The sequence below is a fragment of the Neobacillus dielmonensis genome, from assembly GCF_000612665.1.
Classification (GTDB): domain Bacteria; phylum Bacillota; class Bacilli; order Bacillales; family Cytobacillaceae; genus Neobacillus; species Neobacillus dielmonensis.
Genome location: NZ_HG942046.1, coordinates 1 through 20158, shown reverse-complemented (window position 1 = coordinate 20158; position 20158 = coordinate 1). Strand labels below are relative to the sequence as shown.

The window sequence follows — 20158 nt, the reverse complement described above, 5'->3', positions numbered from 1 at the left end:
GCTGACCATACAGGTCAGCCTTGTTTTACCTAATCCTTAACCTTTTCTTCAGTTTCCTCAGTTGTTTTGCTTTCATTTTCGGCCATGGTTTGCTGATTGTTCCACTGTTCTTCAGGTGTCTTTAATTCCACAATTAGGTAATCTCCATCTATTAGTGGCTCTTTTGGTTTAATGCTCTGCTGAACCACATAACCTTTGCCTTTCGAATTTAATTTCAAATTGGAAAGATTAGTTACTTTCATGACATCCCTTAGTGACCAGCCTGTCATATCAGGAGCAGTCAAATCTCCATCCGTCTGTAAGATCACTTTTTCCCCTTCTAAAATAGTGGTTCCAGCCTCAGGCAATTGTTTAGTAACCTTTGTCCCATTTCCAAGTAAAATGACATCATACTCTTGATCCTTCAACTGTTTTTCTGCATCAGCAACGGATTTCCCCGCTAAATCAGGGACTTTATTCACGGATGCTTTTTCAACTTCGGAAGGCTGAATATTTAAATAGTGCAGACTGTTTTGCATAACCGGGTTAAAAATCGCTGATACTGGTATAGCACCTTGTCCTGCTTCTTCTCCTTGCAAGTCAGGCTGCTGGACAGCAACGTAGACTATTAATTTCGGGTCGTCTTTAGGGGCCATTCCCAAAAAGGAGAACATATAACTATTAACCCCTTTTAAATATCCTCCAGGTCCCGGTATGTTTGCTGTACCGGTTTTTCCTGCCACACTATAACCATCTAGTTTATATCTGCCTCCTGTTCCGTTCGGAGAGGTTACAACCGTTTCCAAGTAATCTCGTACTTTAGCTGCCGTTTCTGCAGAAATGGGAGTCCCAACTACTTCTGGAGAAGTCTCCTCAACAGTTTCCTTCGTATCATGATTTACAATACTCTTGATGATATGTGGCTTTAACATCTTACCATCATTCGCAATAGCGGTGGCAGCCTGAATTTGTTGTATTGCTGTTATGGCTGTACCCTGTCCATAAGCAGTTGTAATTTTCTCACTTGGATAGGTATACTGAATTTTCCCCGATGTTTCATTTGGTAATTCAATTCCAGTAGGTTTATCAAAACCAAATTTCGTTAAATACTCTCTGAATCTATCAAATCCTAATTTTTCATTGGCAATCTTAGCAAACGCAACGTTGGAAGAACGCTGCACTCCCTCAAGGTAGGTAATAGAACCCCATCCAGACCCATTATGGTCATGAATTGGTTTATCCTTGTCCGTTACTCGGTAAGAGCCTGATTGATAATATTCATTAGGATTAAAAACATTCTCTTGTACCGCAGCAGCCAAAGTGAAAATTTTCATTGTGGAGCCTGGTTCATAGGAAGTTTCTATGGCCTCATTATGCCAGCTTTGACTAATACCATCTTTTGTTTTTGGATCGAAAGACGGGCGTTGTCCCATTGCCAATATATCACCTGTCTTTGGATCAGCAACAATGGCAATGATTTTCTTCGGTTTATATTCTTTTTCCACTTTGGTCATCGCATCTTCTAAGAAGGTTTGAATCTTTTGGTCGATAGTTAAATATACATCGTCCCCATTTTGCGCTGGCGTCACTTTTTCTTTGCCGTCAGGAAGAATATACCCCCAGAAGTCACTTTCATAGTTAATCTTTCCATTTTTCCCTGTCAATTGATCATTCAGGGATTGTTCGATTCCCATTTTCCCAATTGTTTTATAGTTTCCGTCTTTTTGCTCCACTTTATCGGCATATCCCACTACGTGGGAGGCGAATACGCCATTTGGATAAAATCGCTTCGAATCTCGGATAAAAGTAATCCCCGGCAGTTTTTCCTCTTCAATCTTTGATTTTGTCTCCTGGGTGATATCTCGTCCCGATTTTCCAAACTCGACTTGAAATTTACCTTTTTTCGTTAAAATACCATAGATTTCAGATTCATCCATATCAATGTATTTTGCTAATTCCTTAGCCGTTTTGCTTGGGTCTGTCACGTGTTTTGGATTTTTAGGATCCGTCGTCATCTTCTTATCCAAAATAGCAACCAATTTGTAGGAGGCAGTATCTTCGGCAATTACTTCACCATTTTTGTCATAAATTACCCCTCTTGCAGCCGGCAAAACATCTTTTCGGATATATTTCTGTTCTGCTTTAGCCGCCAGTGGCTGCCCTTTAACTTCCCCTGATATTTGAATTGAAAAATATCTGATGAGTAATACAAAAAAGAGCAGGCCGAATATCACAAATAATATGGCTGCTCCTGCATTCATATAGGGCTGTTTCTTGTTCATTTCTCCTGCACAACCTTGACGTTATTTTCATTTAAGACAAGACCCATGTCTTTTGCTTTTTGGTAGATTCGCTCATAAGTGCTCAATTCGCTTACCTGCACTTCTAAATCCCCATTGACCTTTTGTTGTTCCTTTACCTTGGCTTCCACTGTTTGGATATCTTTATTTAACTCATAGATTTTAGCTTGAGTGGAAATGAGTGTGATTCCTCCAAAACATACCAGACCGGCAAAGGCTACTCCAATAATCTTTTCCCCCGGAGTAAGCCAGGATTTTCTTATTTTGATTTGATGCTGTTTTTCAACTTTCTGTGTAACTTTCTGCTGTTGCAATTCCCTGGCAAGATTACTCATCATTTCCCCTCCATCTTATATTTTACTAATAAAGACCTTGCGGCAGCGCCAATCAGGCGCTCACTTATATTTTCTCTGCAATTCTCAACTTTGCAGAACGGGCACGATTATTGTGTTCCAGTTCCTCTTCCGTAGGAACAATTGGTTTTCGGGTAACTAGTTTTATAATTGGTTTATATTCATCTGGAATCATTGGCAGCCCAGGAGGCAGATTAGCCGCTGCTTCACTAGCGCTTTTAAAAGTAGCTTTGCATATTCTGTCCTCTAGAGAGTGAAAGGTTATGACACTAATTCTCCCGCCTGGTTTCAACAATTGAATCGCTTGATCTAATGATTTTTCAAAAACAGCCAATTCATCATTTACGGCAATTCTTACCGCCTGGAAAATCCGTTTTGCGGGATGTCCGCCTTTCCTTCTCGCAGGTGCTGGTATTGCTTCCTTAATAACATCCACCAGCTGTCCGGTTGTTTCAATCGGTTTCACCTGTCGAAGAGCTTCAATTCTCCTGGCAATTTGTTTGGAGAATTTTTCTTCACCATACCTAAAAAAGATACGAACTAACTGTTCATATGACCACTCGTTAATAACCTCATAAGCAGATAGGGATGCTTCCTTATCCATTCGCATATCCAACGGGGCATCATGATGATAGCTAAAACCTCGTTCAGGGGTATCTAACTGAGGCGAAGATACACCAAGGTCATAAAGAATACCATCCACTTGGGTTATGCCTCTCATGTTAAGCTCCTCTGTTAGATTGAGAAAGTTGCTCTTAATGATGATTAAACGATCTTTGTACTGAGATAGTTTTTCTTTTGCGTGTGCTATAGCTGTTTCGTCCTGATCGAATGCATATAATCGACCTCCGTCACCCAGCTTTGAGAGGATGAGTGAGCTGTGTCCCGCTCCACCTAGGGTGCAATCTACATAAATCCCATCAGGTTTTATGGCTAATCCATCTACGGCTTCCTCTAATAGCACAGTTTTATGTTCAAACATTAACTTACCACCTTTTCCAATCGCAACGAATATCGGGATGCTAATTTTTGTATCGCAGAAAATATATTAACATAATTTAACCATTAAATATCAAAGCCAATCATATTTTCTGCAATTTCTGCAAAGGAATCCTCAGATTGTGAAAAATAGTCTTCCCATATTTGCTTACTCCAGATTTCAATACGATTAGAAACACCTAATACAACACATTCCTTTTCTAGCTTTGCATATTGCATTAGTGGCGCTGGGATATTCACTCTTCCTTGTTTATCAAGTTCACTCTCTGTTGCACCGGAAAAGAAGAATCGGGTAAAGGCACGGGCATCTTTCTTAGTCAGAGGTAAAGCCTTTAACTTCTGTTCAATTTCTTTCCACTCTGATAATGGGTAACCAAACAAACATTGGTCCAGACCCCTGGTTATAACAAAGGTTTCCCCTAAGTTTTCACGGAATTTGGAGGGCACAATAATTCGGCCTTTAATATCAATGCTGTGATGGTACTCACCCATGAACATACCCACTACCCCCACTTTCTATTAAAAATGTACCACATTCCCCCACTTTCCACCACTTATTTTTTATCTATTCGCCCTAAAAATTAGAAAATCCTTTTTTTCAATGAAATTTAATAAAAAGGATTGTTAATTTCAGCTTTAGGTGCTTCGCCTTCCGCTCCAATCAACTGGTCTACAAAGATCAACATTTACTACTTAACGCAGGCAATAAAAAAAGATGACATAATAGTCATCTTCTAGATTTTCACGACTTTATGATAACCGTCAAATTCAAATGGCTGCATCATAAGTTCTTCTATAAAATTTAGTCCGTACTGGTTTAAGTAATAAAACAGATTCCACATTCTTTCCTGAGGACTGCCGTCTGGCCTCAATGCCAAATCTACCCGGGTATACTTATTCAGAATAATATTGTGTCTATGTTTCACCGAATCTTCCAGCTTCGTTTGCATAAAGCTAATTTCTTTCAGTAAATATTTTTGATTCTTGTCTACCAGCCCTAAAAGGCCTTTGTCGATTTCAAGCGTTTTTGCTTCTATACGTTGATATTGGTTTACCAATTGGTCTTTAATGTCTGTAAATATTCCCTCTAAGTCTTTGTCTTTAATCGTATCCAGAAATTCTTCCTTTCCCATCTGAGCGCCACTTTGCAGTACCGTAGACAGGTCCAAATTTAACTCTTTTATGTCGGTTTCAATGGCACGATCTAAAAACGTAATATTTAACCGTGGAACAATAGGCGGCAGTTTTATACAAAAATGTTCAAAAACGAGCTTTAATTCCGCCCAATAGGCAATTTCACCAGGGCCTGCTATAAACGCAAGCGTTGGAAACAGCCACTCCTGCATTAAGGGCCTGGTTACCACATTATTGCTTAGAAATTCGGGTTTTTCCTCAGCTAGCTCCAGCAATTGTTCTTTGGTTAAAGAGATCTTCCCACTTTTCCCCACAAATCGGCTTGATTCATGGTCATATTCTAATAAAATCCGATCACCTTTGGTGTGGTCATAGTAAAATAAATTTGCTGCACGTTCGTTTGCCTCAATGGTTAGTACAAATCCTTTTTCTTCGATTTGCTTTTGCTGATCCAATAATGAGGAAGTGATCTGCTCATGGTCTTTAATCTGTTCCGCAAGAAATTGTTTCTGCAGTTGCCGAAAACTTTTGTCACCGGAGTCTACAAGTAAGAGTCCATAATCCTTAAACAATTCCATAATGATATGCGCAAAAAATTCTACAAAAGTAGTCGACTGATGAATCAGTTTCTTAGCGAAATCAATTAGTTGATTCGTATGGCTGGTTTCACCAAAATTCCCTATTAAATTTTCGACCCACTCCAGACAGACCTCCTTATTTAAAGGAATATCGGAAACCATCTTCTTCTGCAGTACCCTTTCAGGATAGGTCCATTTATCCACTTTTTCCTCTACCGGTACAAATACGTGATTCACTTCCTGAAAGTCGTGATCCTCACCGGCAATCCAGAATACGGGAACGACAGGGACCCCAAGCTGCCTTTCCTTTTGTTCCGCCAATTTAATAATCGAAATTACTTTATGTATTGAGTATAGCGGACCTGTTAATATTCCTGCCTGTTGTCCCCCAATAACGACAACACTATTTTCTGTCTTAAGTTTATCTAAAGACTTCCTGACAGCCATAGAAGATGGCAGCCCATCCATAAATTTTTGAATATAGTCCGCAACTTCTTTCCGAAGGAACGTTCTAGTCTTTAGTTCATCCAAACGCTTGAAATCTTCATTAATATCGTTTGTACGATAATGAAAAAAAGGCATGATTACATCTGATTGTTCAATATATTTCGAAGCAAACCGATTGGCTGCCGGTACCGAGAGATTTAAAATCTCCATTTATGTACTCCCTTTCTACCCAAATTCATTCTTTTAAAGAGTATACCATCTCCTGCCCCATTCAAAAAAAATTTTTGCTTCAAATTTTTCATCACAATGTAAATACAAGTGCACGATACACTATTCCATATAGTGTTAAAGCGATATAGGCAGTAAAAAATAATATAAAATTAAAACGCCAAAAACCCTTTACTACTCTTTTTAAATCAATTTCCTGCTTTATCTTCCAATTCAGTATCACCAAAACCATGGCTGTTACAATCATAACTAGAAAAATTAACCAAGTAAATGAGCGTTGCCAAATAGTCTCCATTAAAAAATAGACGGCAATTATAAATAGAACCGTTGAGTAGTCAAGAGCCTTATGAAACGACTTCCGGGTATTTTTCGTAGCCATTTTAAAAATGAGCAATACTAGAAAGAATCCCAAAAAAGGCATTGCAAATAAGACGGATAATACCATTGAAAGGAGGACACTCATTTACACTCTCCCCCTTCCATCCAATTCTTTTCCTTGAATCATCCAATATAAGGCTTCTAAAATTGGAGCGGGCTTCTTCTTACTAACAGCCTCTTTCTGTAAATAACCAAGAATTGCCTCAACCTCTGTTTTTCGTCCAGCCTCTAAGTCTTTCAACATCGATGATTGGTTATTGGCAGTATTTTGACATATGCTAAGAACTCTCTTTAGTTGTTCATCTCCATTTACTATGTTTAATATAAAACAAACTTCTGAAGTCAATTCTTGAGCAGTTTTCAGATAGTAAGGATTGGTAATCAACTTGCCATTTGTTACTTGAAGGACAGCCGTTAACGGATTGATAACAGCATTTACAATTAATTTATTTACCAGTAACTCTTTATAATTCTCCTGAAAAATAACTGGAAAGTTTTCTGAGACAGCTGATGTAAACTCCAGTAACAGATCTGGCTTTCCTTTAAAAACTGCCACATTTGTTACTCCTTCCCCGTTATGGCAGACTGTATTCATGCTCTCTCTCACTGCCCCATGTTCTACCGTTCCGACAAAAAGATTATAGCCCTGAATCGATTCTAGCTGTTCTAGGTGTCCCATACCATTTTGCAAAAATAACAAATTGCTTAATGGACCAGTAAACATACGGACTTTTTCTATAATTGGCTGAAGTTGATACTGTTTTACTGTTATAATAGTTAGTTGCTCTGTCCCTTCCCAATCGTCAAACGTCTTGGCTTGAGGGGGGAAACAGGTTTGATTACAGCCTTTTTTTACCCATAGCCCATTTTGGTTAATCTCAGCTGCTTGTTCTTGTGTCCTTGTATAAAGGGTTACCTCAAAATCCTTGCTAAGATAGGAGGCAAATAATAGTCCAATGGAACCTGCACCGATAATTCCAACCTTCATTGATAACTCCTTCTTTTAGTTTGTTATCCCTATTTTATCAAAAAAGACTTGCTCCCGTTATAACGATTTTTTGTGGCATGTTAGTTAAACTGAGTGTTTATTTTCATTTCTAAAATAAAAAATTCCCTTATCAGCCATACGATAAGGGAGTATTGTGCTAAACGGGGTATACAGGATGTTTTCTTACACTAAATTGCAACTCTTTCGTTTCATACAAAGCAAAACGCCGAATAAGTATTTCTCGCAATTCCGAAGGAGCTGCTATTTCATCTACGATTAATTCTGAAGCCAGCTTATAGATATCGATGTGCTCTTTATATTCTTTTTGCCTGGCCTGAACATACGCAATTCTTTCTTTAGGGTCAGTTATTTCGTTAATTTTATTTGAGAAGACAGCATTTACGGCTGCTTCCGGACCCATCACCGCTATTTGGGCAGTGGGTAGGGCGATACAACAGTCAGGCTCAAATGCTGGACCCGCCATCGCATAAAGGCCTGCACCATATGCTTTCCGAACAATTACAGAAATTTTCGGGACCGTTGCTGAACTCATGGCAGCAATCAGTTTGGCTCCATGTCGAATAATCCCCGCCCGCTCAACCTTAGTCCCGATCATAAATCCAGGCACATCTGCCAAGAAAAGTAATGGAATATGGAAAGCATCGCAAAGCTGTATAAATTTTGCTGCTTTATCGGAGGAATCGACAAATAGGACCCCGCCTTTTACCTTTGGCTGGTTCGCAATTAATCCGATTGCCCTTCCATTTATCCTTGCCAGACCTGTAATAATTTCTGGGGCAAAAAGTTTTTTGATTTCATAGAAGCTATTTTGATCAACCAGATTGTCAATGCATTCATACATATCAAAAGGTGCATTTTGATTTTCAGGTATAATGGCCTCTAAACTTCTGTTGGCCAGGGCAGCTTTCCCTGCTATTATTCTTGGTTTCTCCTTAAAACTTGGTGGAAAATAACTGATATATTTTTTGGCCGATTCAATCGCTTCTTGTTCACTAAAAGTAAGGACATCCCCGCAGCCACTGACGGAACAATGCATCCTGGCACCGCCCATTTCCTCAAGAGTAACCTTTTCACCGATTACTTTTTCAGCCATGCGAGGTGACCCTAAATACATGGAAGCATTTTTGTCCACCATAATGACGATATCACAGAAGGCTGGTATGTACGCGCCTCCGGCTGCCGAAGGTCCGAACAACAGGCACACTTGCGGAATCATTCCAGAAAGCTTGACTTGGTTATAGAATATCCTTCCAGCTCCGCGCCGGTTTGGAAACATATCTAACTGGTCGGTTATTCTTGCGCCAGCCGAGTCAACCAGGTAAAAAAGGGGAACTTTTAATTTTTCAGCCGTTTCTTGAATTCGAATAATCTTTTCTACCGTTCTTGCCCCCCAAGATCCAGCCTTAATTGTCGAATCATTGGCCATTACACAAATGGTCTGTCCATTTACCTTTCCAATAGCCGTTACTACGCCATCTGCAGGGAGATCGCCGGCAGTAAAGTTAGCAAACTTTCCATCTTCCTCATATTTACCATCATCAAATAATAAAGCGAGACGATCCCGGACAAACAGTTTATTTTGCTCCCTCGCTTTCTCATGGTATTTAGGATGGCCGCCATCTTCAATTATCCTTCTATTTTTGTTTAGTTGGCTAGTTAAAGTCCTATCTTCAGTCAAGGAAGTTCCTCCTTTAAAAATATTAAACTAACACGAGCAATACATCGCCTTCGTTTACAAAATCCCCAATGTTCACCCTCAATTCTTTCACTGTTCCCTCAGTCTCACTTTCAATCGGAATTTCCATTTTCATTGACTCAAGCGTGATTACTTCTTGGCCAGGAGTAATTTGATCCCCGACTGCAACAAGGATATTTAATACAGTACCTGCCATACTTGCAGTAATTTCTTTCATATTTCTTCACTCCTAATTCACTAATTTTTTTGTGAGAAAGTTGGTTGTGTAATTTCCATTTTGAAAGTCATGGTTTGAGAGAATAGATTCAAAAAGCAGCTGATTCGTCTTAATCCCCTCAATTTGAAGCGTTTTAAAGAAATGTCGTGCTCTTGCCAATGCTTTGTTTCGTGTTTCTCCATAAAAAATGCATTTAGCAAGCATCGGGTCATAAAAAGGGGTAACCATTCCGCCTTCCTCATATCCATAATCGATTCGGGCCCCTTCTTGTGCGTTCCAACTAAGTTTCGTAATCTTTCCTGGTGATGGTAAAAACCGAACTGGGTCTTCTGCATATAGCCGAAACTCAATCGCATGCCCAACAGAGATAATTTCTGATTGATGCAGCGGCAGCGGCTGACCTTGGGCAATGAGAATTTGCCACTTTACTAAATCCAGCCCCGTTATCATTTCAGTTACCGGATGTTCAACCTGAAGTCTCGTATTCATTTCCAAAAAATAAAAATTTTCCTGTTCATCCACAATAAATTCAATGGTCCCGGCATTTGAGTAGTTGACCGCCCTTGCTGCTGTTAAGGCTGTCTCAAACATTTTTTGCCTCACCTGTGTCGACAAAAACGGTGAAGGAGACTCTTCAATTACTTTTTGATGTCTTCTCTGGATAGAGCAATCTCTTTCAAATAAATGAAGAACATTGCCCTGACTGTCACCAAAGATTTGCACCTCTATATGTCTGGCATTACCGATATACTTTTCGATAAATACCTCCTCGGACCCAAAGTAGTTCATAGCTCTTGCTTTAGTCGATGAGTAAGATTTAACGAGCGCTTGCTCATTCTCGCATAAGACCATTCCAATGCCCCCACCGCCGCCGCTTGCTTTAAGCATCACCGGGTATCCGATCTCTCCAGCTAATTTACATGCTTCCTCTACTGTCTTTAAGCCCCCATTACTACCAGGAACAACAGGAACACCGGCATTCTCCATCGTTTGACGTGAGGCAATTTTACTTCCCATTAACTCAATGGTTTCCGGCCTTGGTCCTATAAACGTCATTCCTGAGTTAATCACCAGTTTGGCGAAATGGGCATTTTCAGATAAGAATCCATAACCAGGATGAATTGCGTCCACGTTTTCTTGTTTTGCAATCGTGATGATCCTTTCAGCCTGCAAATAGGAACTATGAACCGGTGACTCGCCAACGTAAACAGCCTTATCTGCTTGTTTAACAAATGGCATCTCTTGATCAGCGTCTGAGTAAATGGCGACTGTTTCAATCCCCATATCCTGGCAGGTTCGTATAATCCTCAGGGCAATTTCTCCCCGATTTGCAATTAGAATTCTTTGCATAACATTACCCCTTTCACACCAGCATATTCCTCCCAAATATTATGTTTCTACATCCTGATTATGAACTCCTGCTGCCTTTGTAAACGCTTCCTGTGTTTATTTGAAGAATTTTTCGTTAATTTGTTATATAATGAATTTAGTATTAATGTTAACAATCTAAAAACTACTACTTCCATGTTATTCAGCATTATTTGAATCTATACAGATTTCAACATAATACCAGGAGGATGGCTGATGGGGACAAAGGTGGAGAAACTCAAAGTAAATTTTAAAACTCTTGAAGAGTTTAAAAAATTTAAAGAATATGGACTTCAGGAACTTTCTATGCTTGAAGATCTCGAAGCAAATATCGTGGATAATGATAGTGAGTCACCTTTTTATGGCGTTTATTTTGGGGATAAATTAGTTGGCCGTATGAGCTTATATCAAATTGATGCCAAATTCGACCGCTATTTTTATCCCGCACAAAATTACTTGGAATTATGGAAGCTTGAAGTATTGCCTGAATATCAAGGCAAAGGATTTGGAAAACAGTTAGTTGAATTTGCTAAAAGCTTTGGTCTTCCGATCAAGACGAACCCTAGAATGCAATCACGGGATTTTTGGGAGAAAATGGGGTTTTCTAGTGTTGACTATGACATGGAACGGGACCGCGGCGAAAATCCACTTGTCTGGTACCCTGAAGGTGTTGCAGCACAACAGAGTCAATAAACTCTAGAAAAAGCGCCCGGCATTCATTGATGCCGGGCGTTCTCGTCTATTATGCAGACTAAAAAATCTGCCTATACCTCACTATTTCTAAATGGTAACAATTTTAAATACTATACTACCTGGCTATTTTTCTACTCTTTCAAGGTTACCATTTTTGTCCATCTGAAATTTCACTTTCTTTTGTCGGTCCTCATCCTGCAGCACCACCATTTTTCTTGCCCGTTCCATGATTTCCATTAGTGATCGGTAGTCCTCTTCAATAGCCCTTAAATTTTTGGTCAATCTTTCATTCTCAGCAGCTAAATAGTATGTCTTCTTTTCTAATTCTTTTATTTTTTCAAAGGCCTGTTTTTTCTCATCTTCTGCTTTCACTGTTTCTTCTGCTTTCTTTTGAAGATCATTTAAAAAATGAATTACAGCGGAATAATTAATCGAATCCCCGGCCTGATTGGCGGGCTGACTCTGAACTTCAGTCGGAGTCTCAGCCGTTGTGGAAGTTTGATGAGCGGTGCTTGAAACAGCTTGTTTTTTCAATTCTTTTCGTTGTTTTTTTGCTAGTTCAATTCCAGATTTATATTGTTTCCTGACAAATGAATTCCAACGAAATCCGCAGGCCGCAGCTGTTCTTGAAAGCTGTTTGCCCACTTCCTCAAATGCTTGCAGCTGGGTTCCGCCTTCACGTATATGTCTTAATACTACCTCTGCGAGCAATAAATCCTCGTCTTGTGACCAAGCATCCTGTCGAGTTGGCGACATAAGATATTCCCTCCTAGTAGTGTTTTTATCATACATATGCATCTACTAGAAAAGATAGACTTAAACAAAAGTAGTGTTTTTATCTTTATTTCTTTAAAAAAACTATTTGTTCTAACTGGACAAACAGAAATGGTTTCGCCTCCTTGAATGTCCGTTAAGTCCTATCGATTTTTATTGATAAAAGCAGTAACATAGCTATGATGGGCGTCACTTTCCCAAAGCCATGCACAGTTTTTTACTTCCGCTTCTATTCTGTCGCGCAGGTTGGATTCTGTCCATTTACGCACCCAAATTTTCTTATAGGCCTCCAGCACAGCTTGATCAGTTAAAAGTAGTTTTCCTAAAAAACTTTCGCAGGAAAAAATTGGGCTCCCTTCATATAGTGCATTGAAAAAACCTATATCGTAAAAAAATTCGGCTGTCTGTAGTTCGGCTTCCATTAGAATTTTCATAGCAACAGAATGGGGAAGCTTTTCAGCAAGGATAGAGCCCCCGCCCCAACCGGTTGTAATCGCTTGCTTACCTTGGACAAACCCAGCCTTTATTCCTTTTTTGGCAAGCCGGAAATCGCAGGCACTGGCAAGTTCCATTCCGCCACCTAACACCGTTCCATTGATTAGGGCGATTGTTGGCACAGGCAATGTCATAATAGAGTAAAGAATATCTGCCATCTTAGCCAGCATTGGGTACGCTTCTTCTTTTGTATGCAACAACTGGAAAATAGACAGATCTCCTCCAGAACAAAATGCTTTTTCTCCCTCACCGGTAATAACCAGCGCCTTACTAGCTTCTTTTCCTGCTAGTCTAATCGCTTCCGCTAATCCATGCATTACTTCATAATTAATAGCATTTCTTTTTTCGTTACGTGTGATAGTAAATAATATATAACCCTTCTCTCGTTTTTCAATTTGATAGGACAAGCGCCTCTTCCCCCTTGCTCGAATTTGGATATATGTATATAAAATGACAAAAGCACAAGGGCAAATAAGCTCCTTGTGCTTTTTAAGTCTAGTTGAAATTAGTCGTTAACTACTTCTTTTCCTTTGTATGTTCCGCAAGCTTTACATACACGGTGAGCTAGTTTCATTTCACCACAGTTTGGGCATTCTACCATACCAGGAACATTTAATTTAAAATGAGTACGACGCTTTCTTTTTGCAGTTTTAGAAGTTCTTCTAAAAGGTACAGCCATTTTTCCCACCTCCTTAAAGAATATAAAGAAAGTAATGAAGGCCAGGAAAAAAGGTCCTTCACTTTACTTCTTGAATTTCCGACTATGATTCGGAAGAAGATTTGTCTTCGTCAAAAAACTTTGCAAGTCCTGCTAGTCTGGGATCAATCTTATTGGACTCTGATTCTTCGGAGATAACCTCCCAGTCCTTACCGGATTGTGGTGCAGCATCCTCCGATTCCACATCATCACAAAAGACTTGCATTGGAACCTCGAGTAGTAGGATTTCACGAATAATTGGGGTTATATCAATTACTTCACCCTTAACCCGATGTGTTTCCTCTTCTGATTGAACAACAGAATCTTGCAGGAGGAATGTTTCAGTTGTTTCGACATTAATTGGATATTTTACATCTACTAAAGTACGAGAACAAGGAAGGATTAGATACCCTTCAATTTTAAGGTGAAAGGTGACCTTGCTTGAGTCAATATCTCCATGGCCTGTTATATGCATAGGAGAAACTTCCCGAATGGTTGGATCGTCTTTTTTGATGTCATCAATCCGAACAATTTCATCAATCGGAAATTCCTTGTTTCGGTATTTTTGTAACTGATTTAATGTCCATTTCAAATGAATCACCCCAAGGCAACAAAGGTAATTATAGCCTTCGATAATATTTTTGTCAATGTTTTTTCTTTACACCAATTCGAGAGTGTTTTCTTTAAAAACTAGGTTATTAATTTCTTCCCTAATCAAATGGGTTATAAACCTACACGATACAGCCATTTATAAAAGAAAATTCCTTTTTAGTCTGTCCAACTCAAGACCTATGCAAACATCCTCCTTTCTATCCCATTATGATTGAATATGTATAAAATTTGCTATAATGATTAAAAACAGAAGTTGAATAAGGAGAAAAAAATGAAGGCTGTAGGAGTTATAGTTGAATATAATCCATTCCACAACGGACATGCATATCATTTGCAGGCTTCTAAACAGGCTGCCAATGCTGATATTGTCATTGCTGTCATGAGTGGAAACTTTTTACAAAGGGGAGAACCTGCCTTAGTGTCAAAATGGCAACGTACTAGAATGGCCCTTCTGAATGGGGCTGATTTAGTTTTTGAACTCCCTTATCGTTTTGCTGTACAAAAAGCGGAAACCTTTGCCTGTGGTGCTGTGTCCCTGATAGGTGCAGCAGGCTGTGACTATTTGTGCTTTGGCAGCGAAAGCGGGGACCTCTCCAGCTTCTATCGAACTATTGATTACTTAAATGGTCACCAAGAGCATTTTAATCGTTATATCAAACAGGCAATCAATACAGGGGTTAGTTATCCGAAAGCAGCTTCCCTAGCTTTTCATCAATTAGCTGATTCAGATACATATATTGATTTATCATTGCCCAATAATATCCTAGGATTTCATTATATTAAGGCAATTAGAGAGCAAAACAGCCAGGTCAAGCCGCTGACAATTCCAAGAAAAAATGCCGGATATCATGATATCGACTTTTCTTCTGCCAACATTGCTAGTGCAACTAGTATTCGCAAAGCAATCTTTGAAAATCAATACGACAGTTCTCGAATAAAGCAATATATGCCAACAGCTACCTTGCAGCTCCTAGACGAATATTATGTCAATTATGGGCTGCTTCATCACTGGGAAACCTACTGGCCTTATTTGCAGTATCGCTTAGTCCATTCCAGTCAGCTTGAACTAAATGAAATATATGAAGCTGAAGAGGGCCTCGAAAACCGATTAAAGGCAACAGCATTAGTTTCTGATAGTTTCCAAGAATTTATGCAAAAAATTAAAACCAAGCGGTATACATGGACAAGATTGCAGCGTTTGTGCGTTCATATCTTAACCAACACTAAAAAAGCGGAGGTATGGGGACTGTCGGACACTGCCTCTTATCTTCGCTTACTTGGTATGACCCCTGCTGGAAGAGACTATTTGAACAAGCAGAAAAAACATTTTGATCTGCCGCTAGTTTCAAAGCTCTCCTCTTTTAATGGAAGTGAAATCGAACTTGATATACGAGCAGCCAGAATTTACACACTTGGGGTCTCAACCCGAAAAAAAACGGAACTGTTAAAACAAGAGTTTGAGCAACCGCCGATTTTAGTTTAAAGGTTCGGTAAACTTTGACTGTTGATTTTACTCCAGTCGTTCAGCGAACCCATTTGAGTGCAAGGGAACCACATCGGTGATGAAAGTGCCTGCAGGAGTCGGGCGATTTCTGCTCCAATCCAATCAACAGAGCTAAAACCATCAACATCTCACTGAGCAAATAAAAAAAGCTGAGCAAGTACTCCTTGCATCAGCTTTCTTTCTTACCAGGCATTTTCTCTAAATAGGTAATCGCATCATCAAAAGTATCGATTGGAACAATTTTCATATTTGTTTTAATATCGCGAGCTGTCTTTAATGCCGCCCGATAATTTGAATCCTTTGCTCCTTGTTCGTTGGGGGCAAAGAAGATTTCTGCGCCTGCCTTATCGGCAGCGACAATTTTTTGTTCAATCCCACCAATCGGTCCAACTGTCCCTTCTGAATCAATCGTACCTGTTCCTGCTATTTGATACCCTTTTGTAAAGTCCTTTTTGGTTAACTGATTGTATATCTCCAAACTAAACATTAACCCAGCAGACGGACCACCAATTTCTGCGGTATTAACCTTCACCTCTGGGTCAACATCGATTTCTTTATCATCTACTAGGGAAATGCCGATCCCAGCTCGTTTAGGTTCCTCTTTAAAGGGTTCTATAGACAATTCCTCAGTCTTTTCCTTATCTTTTCTTAAATAGGTTAAATTCACTTTGTCTCCTGCTTGTTTTTTTCCAACATAATCAATAAATTCCTTCGAGGATGTGAACTTAACCCCATCTACTTCAAAGATTCGGTCTCCTGCTTTAAGCTTTCCTGCCGCTGGCATATCTGGGATGACCTGCATCACGTAGATACCTTTATATTTATAATTCACCTCAAGGCCTGCTTTCCGATATGCTGTTTCAATAGCATTCAGTTTAGAGGAATCCATTAAGTGCAATTGTCTAAGATTATACTCCTCCTCTGTTTCATGGGGATTTAAAATTTCCTCGGCTGGGTAAATTTCTTCATAGTCTTTTACTTTGGCTTCTAAATATGAGTAAATGTTTGCCCTTCCCATACGTACGGTCGTTAACATAAAATTTCCTTTTTCTTTATAGCCATTCTCCACTTTAATAATCGGAGCCAACTCTTTGGCCATTCCAGGCTTTGAAATATAATACGGTAAGGAAATGTACATTCCCCCTATTAAAATTAATGCGATTAAAAAAAAGGATCCTATAAACAGTTTTTTACGCAAGCTTTATGTCACCGCTTCCATTCATTAATTACTTTGTTAATTTGGTTTAAATGTTTTTTTGCTTCTTCCTCACCTGTTTTAATGATTTCCTCTATATTTGTAAAGGCTTTGGAACTAAAATTTTCGACAGGCGGCCGGATCATGATATCTGCGGTTATTTCTCTATAATAGACCACTTCTGTTTGCATGATGTCAATGCTTTGCATAATAACATCATAAATAGATGTAATTTCAGCATTTCTTTTCACTCTAGATACATCTACGGCAATGACAATATCTGCCCCCATTTCCTTAGCAACTGATATTGGGACACGATCAGAAACTCCACCATCTACAAGAATCCGTCCCTGGTATTTTTCCGGTACGAATATTCCCGGTATCGATACACTTGCTCTTACAGCTTCAGCTACTGGTCCTTCCTTAAAGACCACCTTTTCTCCTGACAATAAATCGGTTGCCACGATTCCAATCGGAATTGATAAATCTTCAATGTTTTTCCCATGTGTAAACATCCTAATAAAATCCTTCAGTTTCTTTCCAGAAATAAAACCCATTCTAGGAACAGTGAAATCCAAAAAATACTTCCTTTTAAACGCGGTCGAAATTTTATATAAGCGGTCCAAATCAATACCACTACCGTAAAAACTGGCTACTAGCGCACCCATACTGCTGCCGGCTATTAAGTCGATAGGAATTCCTTCATCCTTTAAGACCTTGATTATCCCCAAATGAGCAAACCCGCGTGCACCACCGGAACCAAGTGCTAAACCAATTTTAGGCTGCTCCATCGTTTCTACCTCCTGACGCAGGATTTGATACTTTTTTAAGTTAACTTGGTTCATTCTTATGGTCTAAAATAACGTCCTATGAGTATATTTATGTTATATGAGGACAAGACATCTTGGAAGGAATATCGCTATTTTAACACTCATTATACCTTATTGCATAGATAACCCTCTACAAAGGAGGCCTCTAGTTTGTTTCGGTCAAAACTAAAAACTATCTTTCTAGCTGTCACAGTTACTTTAATGGCCATTTCACTGATTGCTTATCCACAGCAAGCTCTTGACGCTTCGATCCGCGGCCTCAAGATGTGGTGGGAAATCGTCTTCCCATCCTTACTGCCTTTCTTTATTGTTTCCGAATTATTAATCGGTTTTGGGGTTGTTAAATTTATTGGGGTGTTACTGGAGCCGCTGATGAGACCGTTATTTAAAGTCCCAGGGGTGGGTGGATTCGTTTTAGCAATGGGGTGGGCTTCCGGAAATCCTGCAGGGGCAAAATTTTCAGCACGGTTGCGTCAGGAAGGCCAGTTAACACAAATTGAGGCGGAACGGCTTGCTTCCTTTACGAATTCCTCCAATCCCTTATTTATTTTCGGGGCTGTAGCGGTCGGATTCTTCAATAATCCAAAGCTAGGCATCCTTTTGGCCTTGGCTCACTATTTAGGCAATATTGCTGTTGGTTTGATCATGAGGTTTTATGGGAAAGAGACACCTGACGAAAGTAACCGTGGCAACCGGTTTAGTTTTCGGACTGCCCTTTCAGCCCTTCACCAAACGAGAATGAAAGATAACAGGCCGATTGGAAAGCTTCTTGGTGATGCAGTGCAATCCTCGTTCCAAACCCTATTAATGGTTGGGGGATTCATTATATTGTTTTCAGTGATCAATAAATTGCTCTATCACTTACATATAACTGCAGCCCTGGCAAAAATAGTAGAGGTAATATTAAGTGCCTTATCGTTTCCCGATATGCTGAGCATTCCGTTTATATCAGGATTATTTGAAATCACCTTAGGAAGTCAGTTAACCAGCGAAGTCGAAGAGGCCACTTTACTTCAGCAAGCAATTTTGACAAGCTTTATTTTGGCCTTTGGAGGGTTTAGTGTTCAAGCTCAAGTGGGAAGTATACTAGCCCAAACAGACATCCGGTTTAAACCTTTTTTTATTGCAAGAATTTTGCAAGGTATATTTGCTGGACTGTTTACAGTAATTTTCTGGAACCCAGTATATGTAAAATTCAGCAGTCATGAGCAGCCCTCTCAAGCTCTTCCTGTATTTGGAGACGGGAAGCTGACCCAAGATATTTATCATCGACTAGTTGAGATAGGTCCGTTAATAACCATTTTATCATTATGTATTTATGTTCTCTTTTTGTTCATCCAAATCAAGAACCAAAATATGAAAAAGAGCTAGGCTTCATGCCTAGCTCTTTTCAACATCATCCTGAAACTTCAGCCGCAATTCTTTTTCCACAATGGGTGGAACAAGTTCTGTAATCCTTCCATTGTATTTGGCAGCCTCTTTTACAATGCTGGAGCTCAAGAAAGAGTATTGGTTATTAGTCATCATAAAGAACGTTTCAATATCATTATTAAGAAATCGGTTCATAGAAGTAATCTGCATCTCATATTCAAAGTCCGAAACAGCTCGAAGTCCGCGAAGGATCGCAGTTGCATTCACGCTTTTGGCATAATCAACAAGCAAACCGGAAAAGGTATCCACGGAAACGTTTGGAATATCTTTGGTTACTTCTTGAATAAGATGAATCCGCTCCTCAACTGTAAATAATGGATTCTTTGCGGAATTATTTAATAATACAACATAGACTTTTTCAAAAACCTTGGAGCCTCTGCGGATAATATCCAGATGTCCATATGTAATTGGATCGAAACTGCCTGGACAAACGGCTATGCTAGCCAAACTAATTCCCCCTTAATTCCCTTTAGAGTTTAAAAAAATGGTTACTGCTGTAATTCCATATAACTCATGTTTTATTTCTGTAAAGGCTCCCACCATTTTGGGTAATACAACGTCAGTACTATGCTCACAAACAATAACACCACTTGGAGCTAGTATATTCTGCTCGTCCATTTTCTCCATTAATTGAACCAACTGCTGCTTTTTATAAGGCGGATCTAAAAAAACATAATTAAACTGGATATCTCGTTTGATTAAAGCTTTAATGGCTCGATCCGCATCATTACGAAAAACTTCAGATTTTTCCTCAAATCGGCAATTTTTAATATTTTCGTGAATGACCGAAATAGCTTTCGCATCTCGGTCGATGAAAATGAGATGCTCTAAACCTCTGCTGAGGGCTTCTATCCCTAATCCCCCACTGCCTGCAAAAAGGTCTAATCCAATTCCACCATCAAAGTACGGTCCAATCATATTAAAGATTGCTTCTTTTACTTTATCTGTCGTTGGCCTTGTCGTATTACCCGGTACTGCTTTGAGGGGTCTCCCTTTACAAATGCCTGATACCACACGCACGAAGTTATCACCACATTTTTATGTATTCATTTTCTTTATCCATCCTACCATAAGTTTTGAAAAAGTGACAAATATGCCGCTGTCTTTCTTTTTATTTTGGCTCTGTTAAACGATAATGTTGATTTTTTAACTCTGTTGATTGAAGCGGAAGGCGCTCGACTCCTGCGGGAGTACGGGGCTGGGGAGACCCCGCAGGCGCTATGCGCCGAGTTATCATGAAC

The 20158-nt window shown here is 39.4% G+C and carries 21 protein-coding genes; 3 read left to right on the top strand and 18 right to left on the bottom strand.

Going from position 1 to position 20158, the window contains the following annotated elements:
• Window positions 1-29: 29 nt before the first annotated feature.
• The 10 genes from BN2425_RS05790 to BN2425_RS05745 all read right to left on the bottom strand — a co-directional run bounded on the left by BN2425_RS05790 (window position 30) and on the right by BN2425_RS05745 (window position 10668).
• Window positions 30-2261: a penicillin-binding protein gene (locus BN2425_RS05790; RefSeq protein WP_042456169.1), complete on the bottom strand. Its 2232-nt coding sequence runs from the start codon at window positions 2259-2261 to the stop codon at window positions 30-32.
• A complete protein-coding gene (gene ftsL / locus BN2425_RS05785) occupies window positions 2258-2614 on the bottom strand; it encodes a cell division protein FtsL (protein WP_042456167.1) in 357 nt (118 codons plus the stop codon). Before ftsL ends, BN2425_RS05790 begins: the two co-directional genes overlap by 4 nt.
• A 64-nt stretch (window positions 2615-2678) precedes the next feature.
• Window positions 2679-3614, bottom strand: coding sequence for a 16S rRNA (cytosine(1402)-N(4))-methyltransferase RsmH (rsmH, locus tag BN2425_RS05780; protein ID WP_042456165.1), 936 nt, complete (start codon window positions 3612-3614; stop codon window positions 2679-2681).
• A gap of 83 nt (window positions 3615-3697) precedes the next feature.
• Window positions 3698-4129, bottom strand: a complete 432-nt coding sequence (gene mraZ / locus BN2425_RS05775) for a division/cell wall cluster transcriptional repressor MraZ (protein ID WP_042456164.1) — start codon at window positions 4127-4129, stop codon at window positions 3698-3700.
• Between the two features lie 236 nt (window positions 4130-4365).
• Window positions 4366-6000: a bacillithiol biosynthesis cysteine-adding enzyme BshC gene (bshC, locus tag BN2425_RS05770; RefSeq protein WP_042456158.1), complete on the bottom strand. Its 1635-nt coding sequence runs from the start codon at window positions 5998-6000 to the stop codon at window positions 4366-4368.
• Between the two features lie 91 nt (window positions 6001-6091).
• Window positions 6092-6481 (bottom strand): DUF3397 domain-containing protein, encoded by a 390-nt coding sequence (locus tag BN2425_RS05765; RefSeq protein ID WP_042456156.1) that lies wholly within the window; start codon window positions 6479-6481, stop codon window positions 6092-6094.
• Entirely contained in the window at window positions 6482-7384 is a 903-nt protein-coding gene (locus BN2425_RS05760; protein ID WP_042456154.1) for a 2-dehydropantoate 2-reductase, read from the bottom strand. It abuts the gene before it with no gap.
• A 157-nt stretch (window positions 7385-7541) separates the two neighbouring features.
• Window positions 7542-9083 carry an acyl-CoA carboxylase subunit beta gene (locus tag BN2425_RS05755; protein ID WP_042456152.1) on the bottom strand — a complete coding sequence of 514 codons (1542 nt, stop codon included), beginning with the start codon at window positions 9081-9083 and terminating at the stop codon, window positions 7542-7544.
• 22 nt (window positions 9084-9105) lie between these two features.
• Window positions 9106-9318, bottom strand: coding sequence for an acetyl-CoA carboxylase biotin carboxyl carrier protein subunit (locus BN2425_RS05750; protein ID WP_042456150.1), 213 nt, complete (start codon window positions 9316-9318; stop codon window positions 9106-9108).
• Window positions 9319-9330: 12 nt separating this feature from the next.
• Window positions 9331-10668, bottom strand: coding sequence for an acetyl-CoA carboxylase biotin carboxylase subunit (locus BN2425_RS05745; protein WP_042456147.1), 1338 nt, complete (start codon window positions 10666-10668; stop codon window positions 9331-9333).
• A gap of 234 nt (window positions 10669-10902) precedes the next feature.
• Between BN2425_RS05745 and BN2425_RS05740 the strand changes: the two genes are divergently transcribed.
• The gene (locus BN2425_RS05740; RefSeq protein ID WP_042456146.1) at window positions 10903-11379 is read left to right on the top strand and encodes an N-acetyltransferase; all 477 of its coding nucleotides are present in this window, start codon (window positions 10903-10905) and stop codon (window positions 11377-11379) included.
• Between the two features lie 123 nt (window positions 11380-11502).
• Here the strand turns inward: BN2425_RS05740 and BN2425_RS05735 are convergent, their stop codons facing one another.
• The 4 genes from BN2425_RS05735 to BN2425_RS05720 form a co-directional block, all read right to left on the bottom strand.
• On the bottom strand, window positions 11503-12135 hold the full coding sequence (locus BN2425_RS05735; RefSeq protein ID WP_042456144.1) for an RsfA family transcriptional regulator: 633 nt from the start codon (window positions 12133-12135) through the stop codon (window positions 11503-11505).
• Window positions 12136-12296: 161 nt separating this feature from the next.
• On the bottom strand, window positions 12297-13055 hold the full coding sequence (locus tag BN2425_RS05730) for an enoyl-CoA hydratase/isomerase family protein (protein ID WP_042456140.1): 759 nt from the start codon (window positions 13053-13055) through the stop codon (window positions 12297-12299).
• A gap of 98 nt (window positions 13056-13153) precedes the next feature.
• Window positions 13154-13327 (bottom strand): 50S ribosomal protein L32, encoded by a 174-nt coding sequence (gene rpmF, locus BN2425_RS05725; protein WP_042456138.1) that lies wholly within the window; start codon window positions 13325-13327, stop codon window positions 13154-13156.
• An 82-nt stretch (window positions 13328-13409) separates the two neighbouring features.
• Window positions 13410-13937, bottom strand: a complete 528-nt coding sequence (locus BN2425_RS05720; protein ID WP_042456137.1) for a YceD family protein — start codon at window positions 13935-13937, stop codon at window positions 13410-13412.
• A 291-nt stretch (window positions 13938-14228) separates the two neighbouring features.
• Between BN2425_RS05720 and BN2425_RS05715 the strand changes: the two genes are divergently transcribed.
• Window positions 14229-15440: a nucleotidyltransferase gene (locus BN2425_RS05715; protein ID WP_042456135.1), complete on the top strand. Its 1212-nt coding sequence runs from the start codon at window positions 14229-14231 to the stop codon at window positions 15438-15440.
• Window positions 15441-15630: 190 nt separating this feature from the next.
• On the opposite strand, the gene BN2425_RS05710 is transcribed toward BN2425_RS05715, so the two are convergent.
• The gene (locus BN2425_RS05710; protein ID WP_042456133.1) at window positions 15631-16659 is read right to left on the bottom strand and encodes a SepM family pheromone-processing serine protease; all 1029 of its coding nucleotides are present in this window, start codon (window positions 16657-16659) and stop codon (window positions 15631-15633) included.
• A gap of 8 nt (window positions 16660-16667) precedes the next feature.
• Window positions 16668-17447, bottom strand: coding sequence for a patatin-like phospholipase family protein (locus BN2425_RS05705; protein ID WP_042456131.1), 780 nt, complete (start codon window positions 17445-17447; stop codon window positions 16668-16670).
• 189 nt (window positions 17448-17636) lie between these two features.
• Between BN2425_RS05705 and ylbJ the strand changes: the two genes are divergently transcribed.
• Entirely contained in the window at window positions 17637-18857 is a 1221-nt protein-coding gene (ylbJ, locus tag BN2425_RS05700; RefSeq protein WP_042456129.1) for a sporulation integral membrane protein YlbJ, read from the top strand.
• Between the two features lie 9 nt (window positions 18858-18866).
• Here the strand turns inward: ylbJ and coaD are convergent, their stop codons facing one another.
• The gene (gene coaD, locus BN2425_RS05695) at window positions 18867-19364 is read right to left on the bottom strand and encodes a pantetheine-phosphate adenylyltransferase (protein WP_042456127.1); all 498 of its coding nucleotides are present in this window, start codon (window positions 19362-19364) and stop codon (window positions 18867-18869) included.
• Between the two features lie 12 nt (window positions 19365-19376).
• Complete coding sequence (gene rsmD, locus BN2425_RS05690) at window positions 19377-19937, bottom strand: 16S rRNA (guanine(966)-N(2))-methyltransferase RsmD (RefSeq protein WP_042456126.1); 561 nt, start codon at window positions 19935-19937, stop codon at window positions 19377-19379.
• Between the last annotated feature and the right edge of the window lie 221 nt (window positions 19938-20158).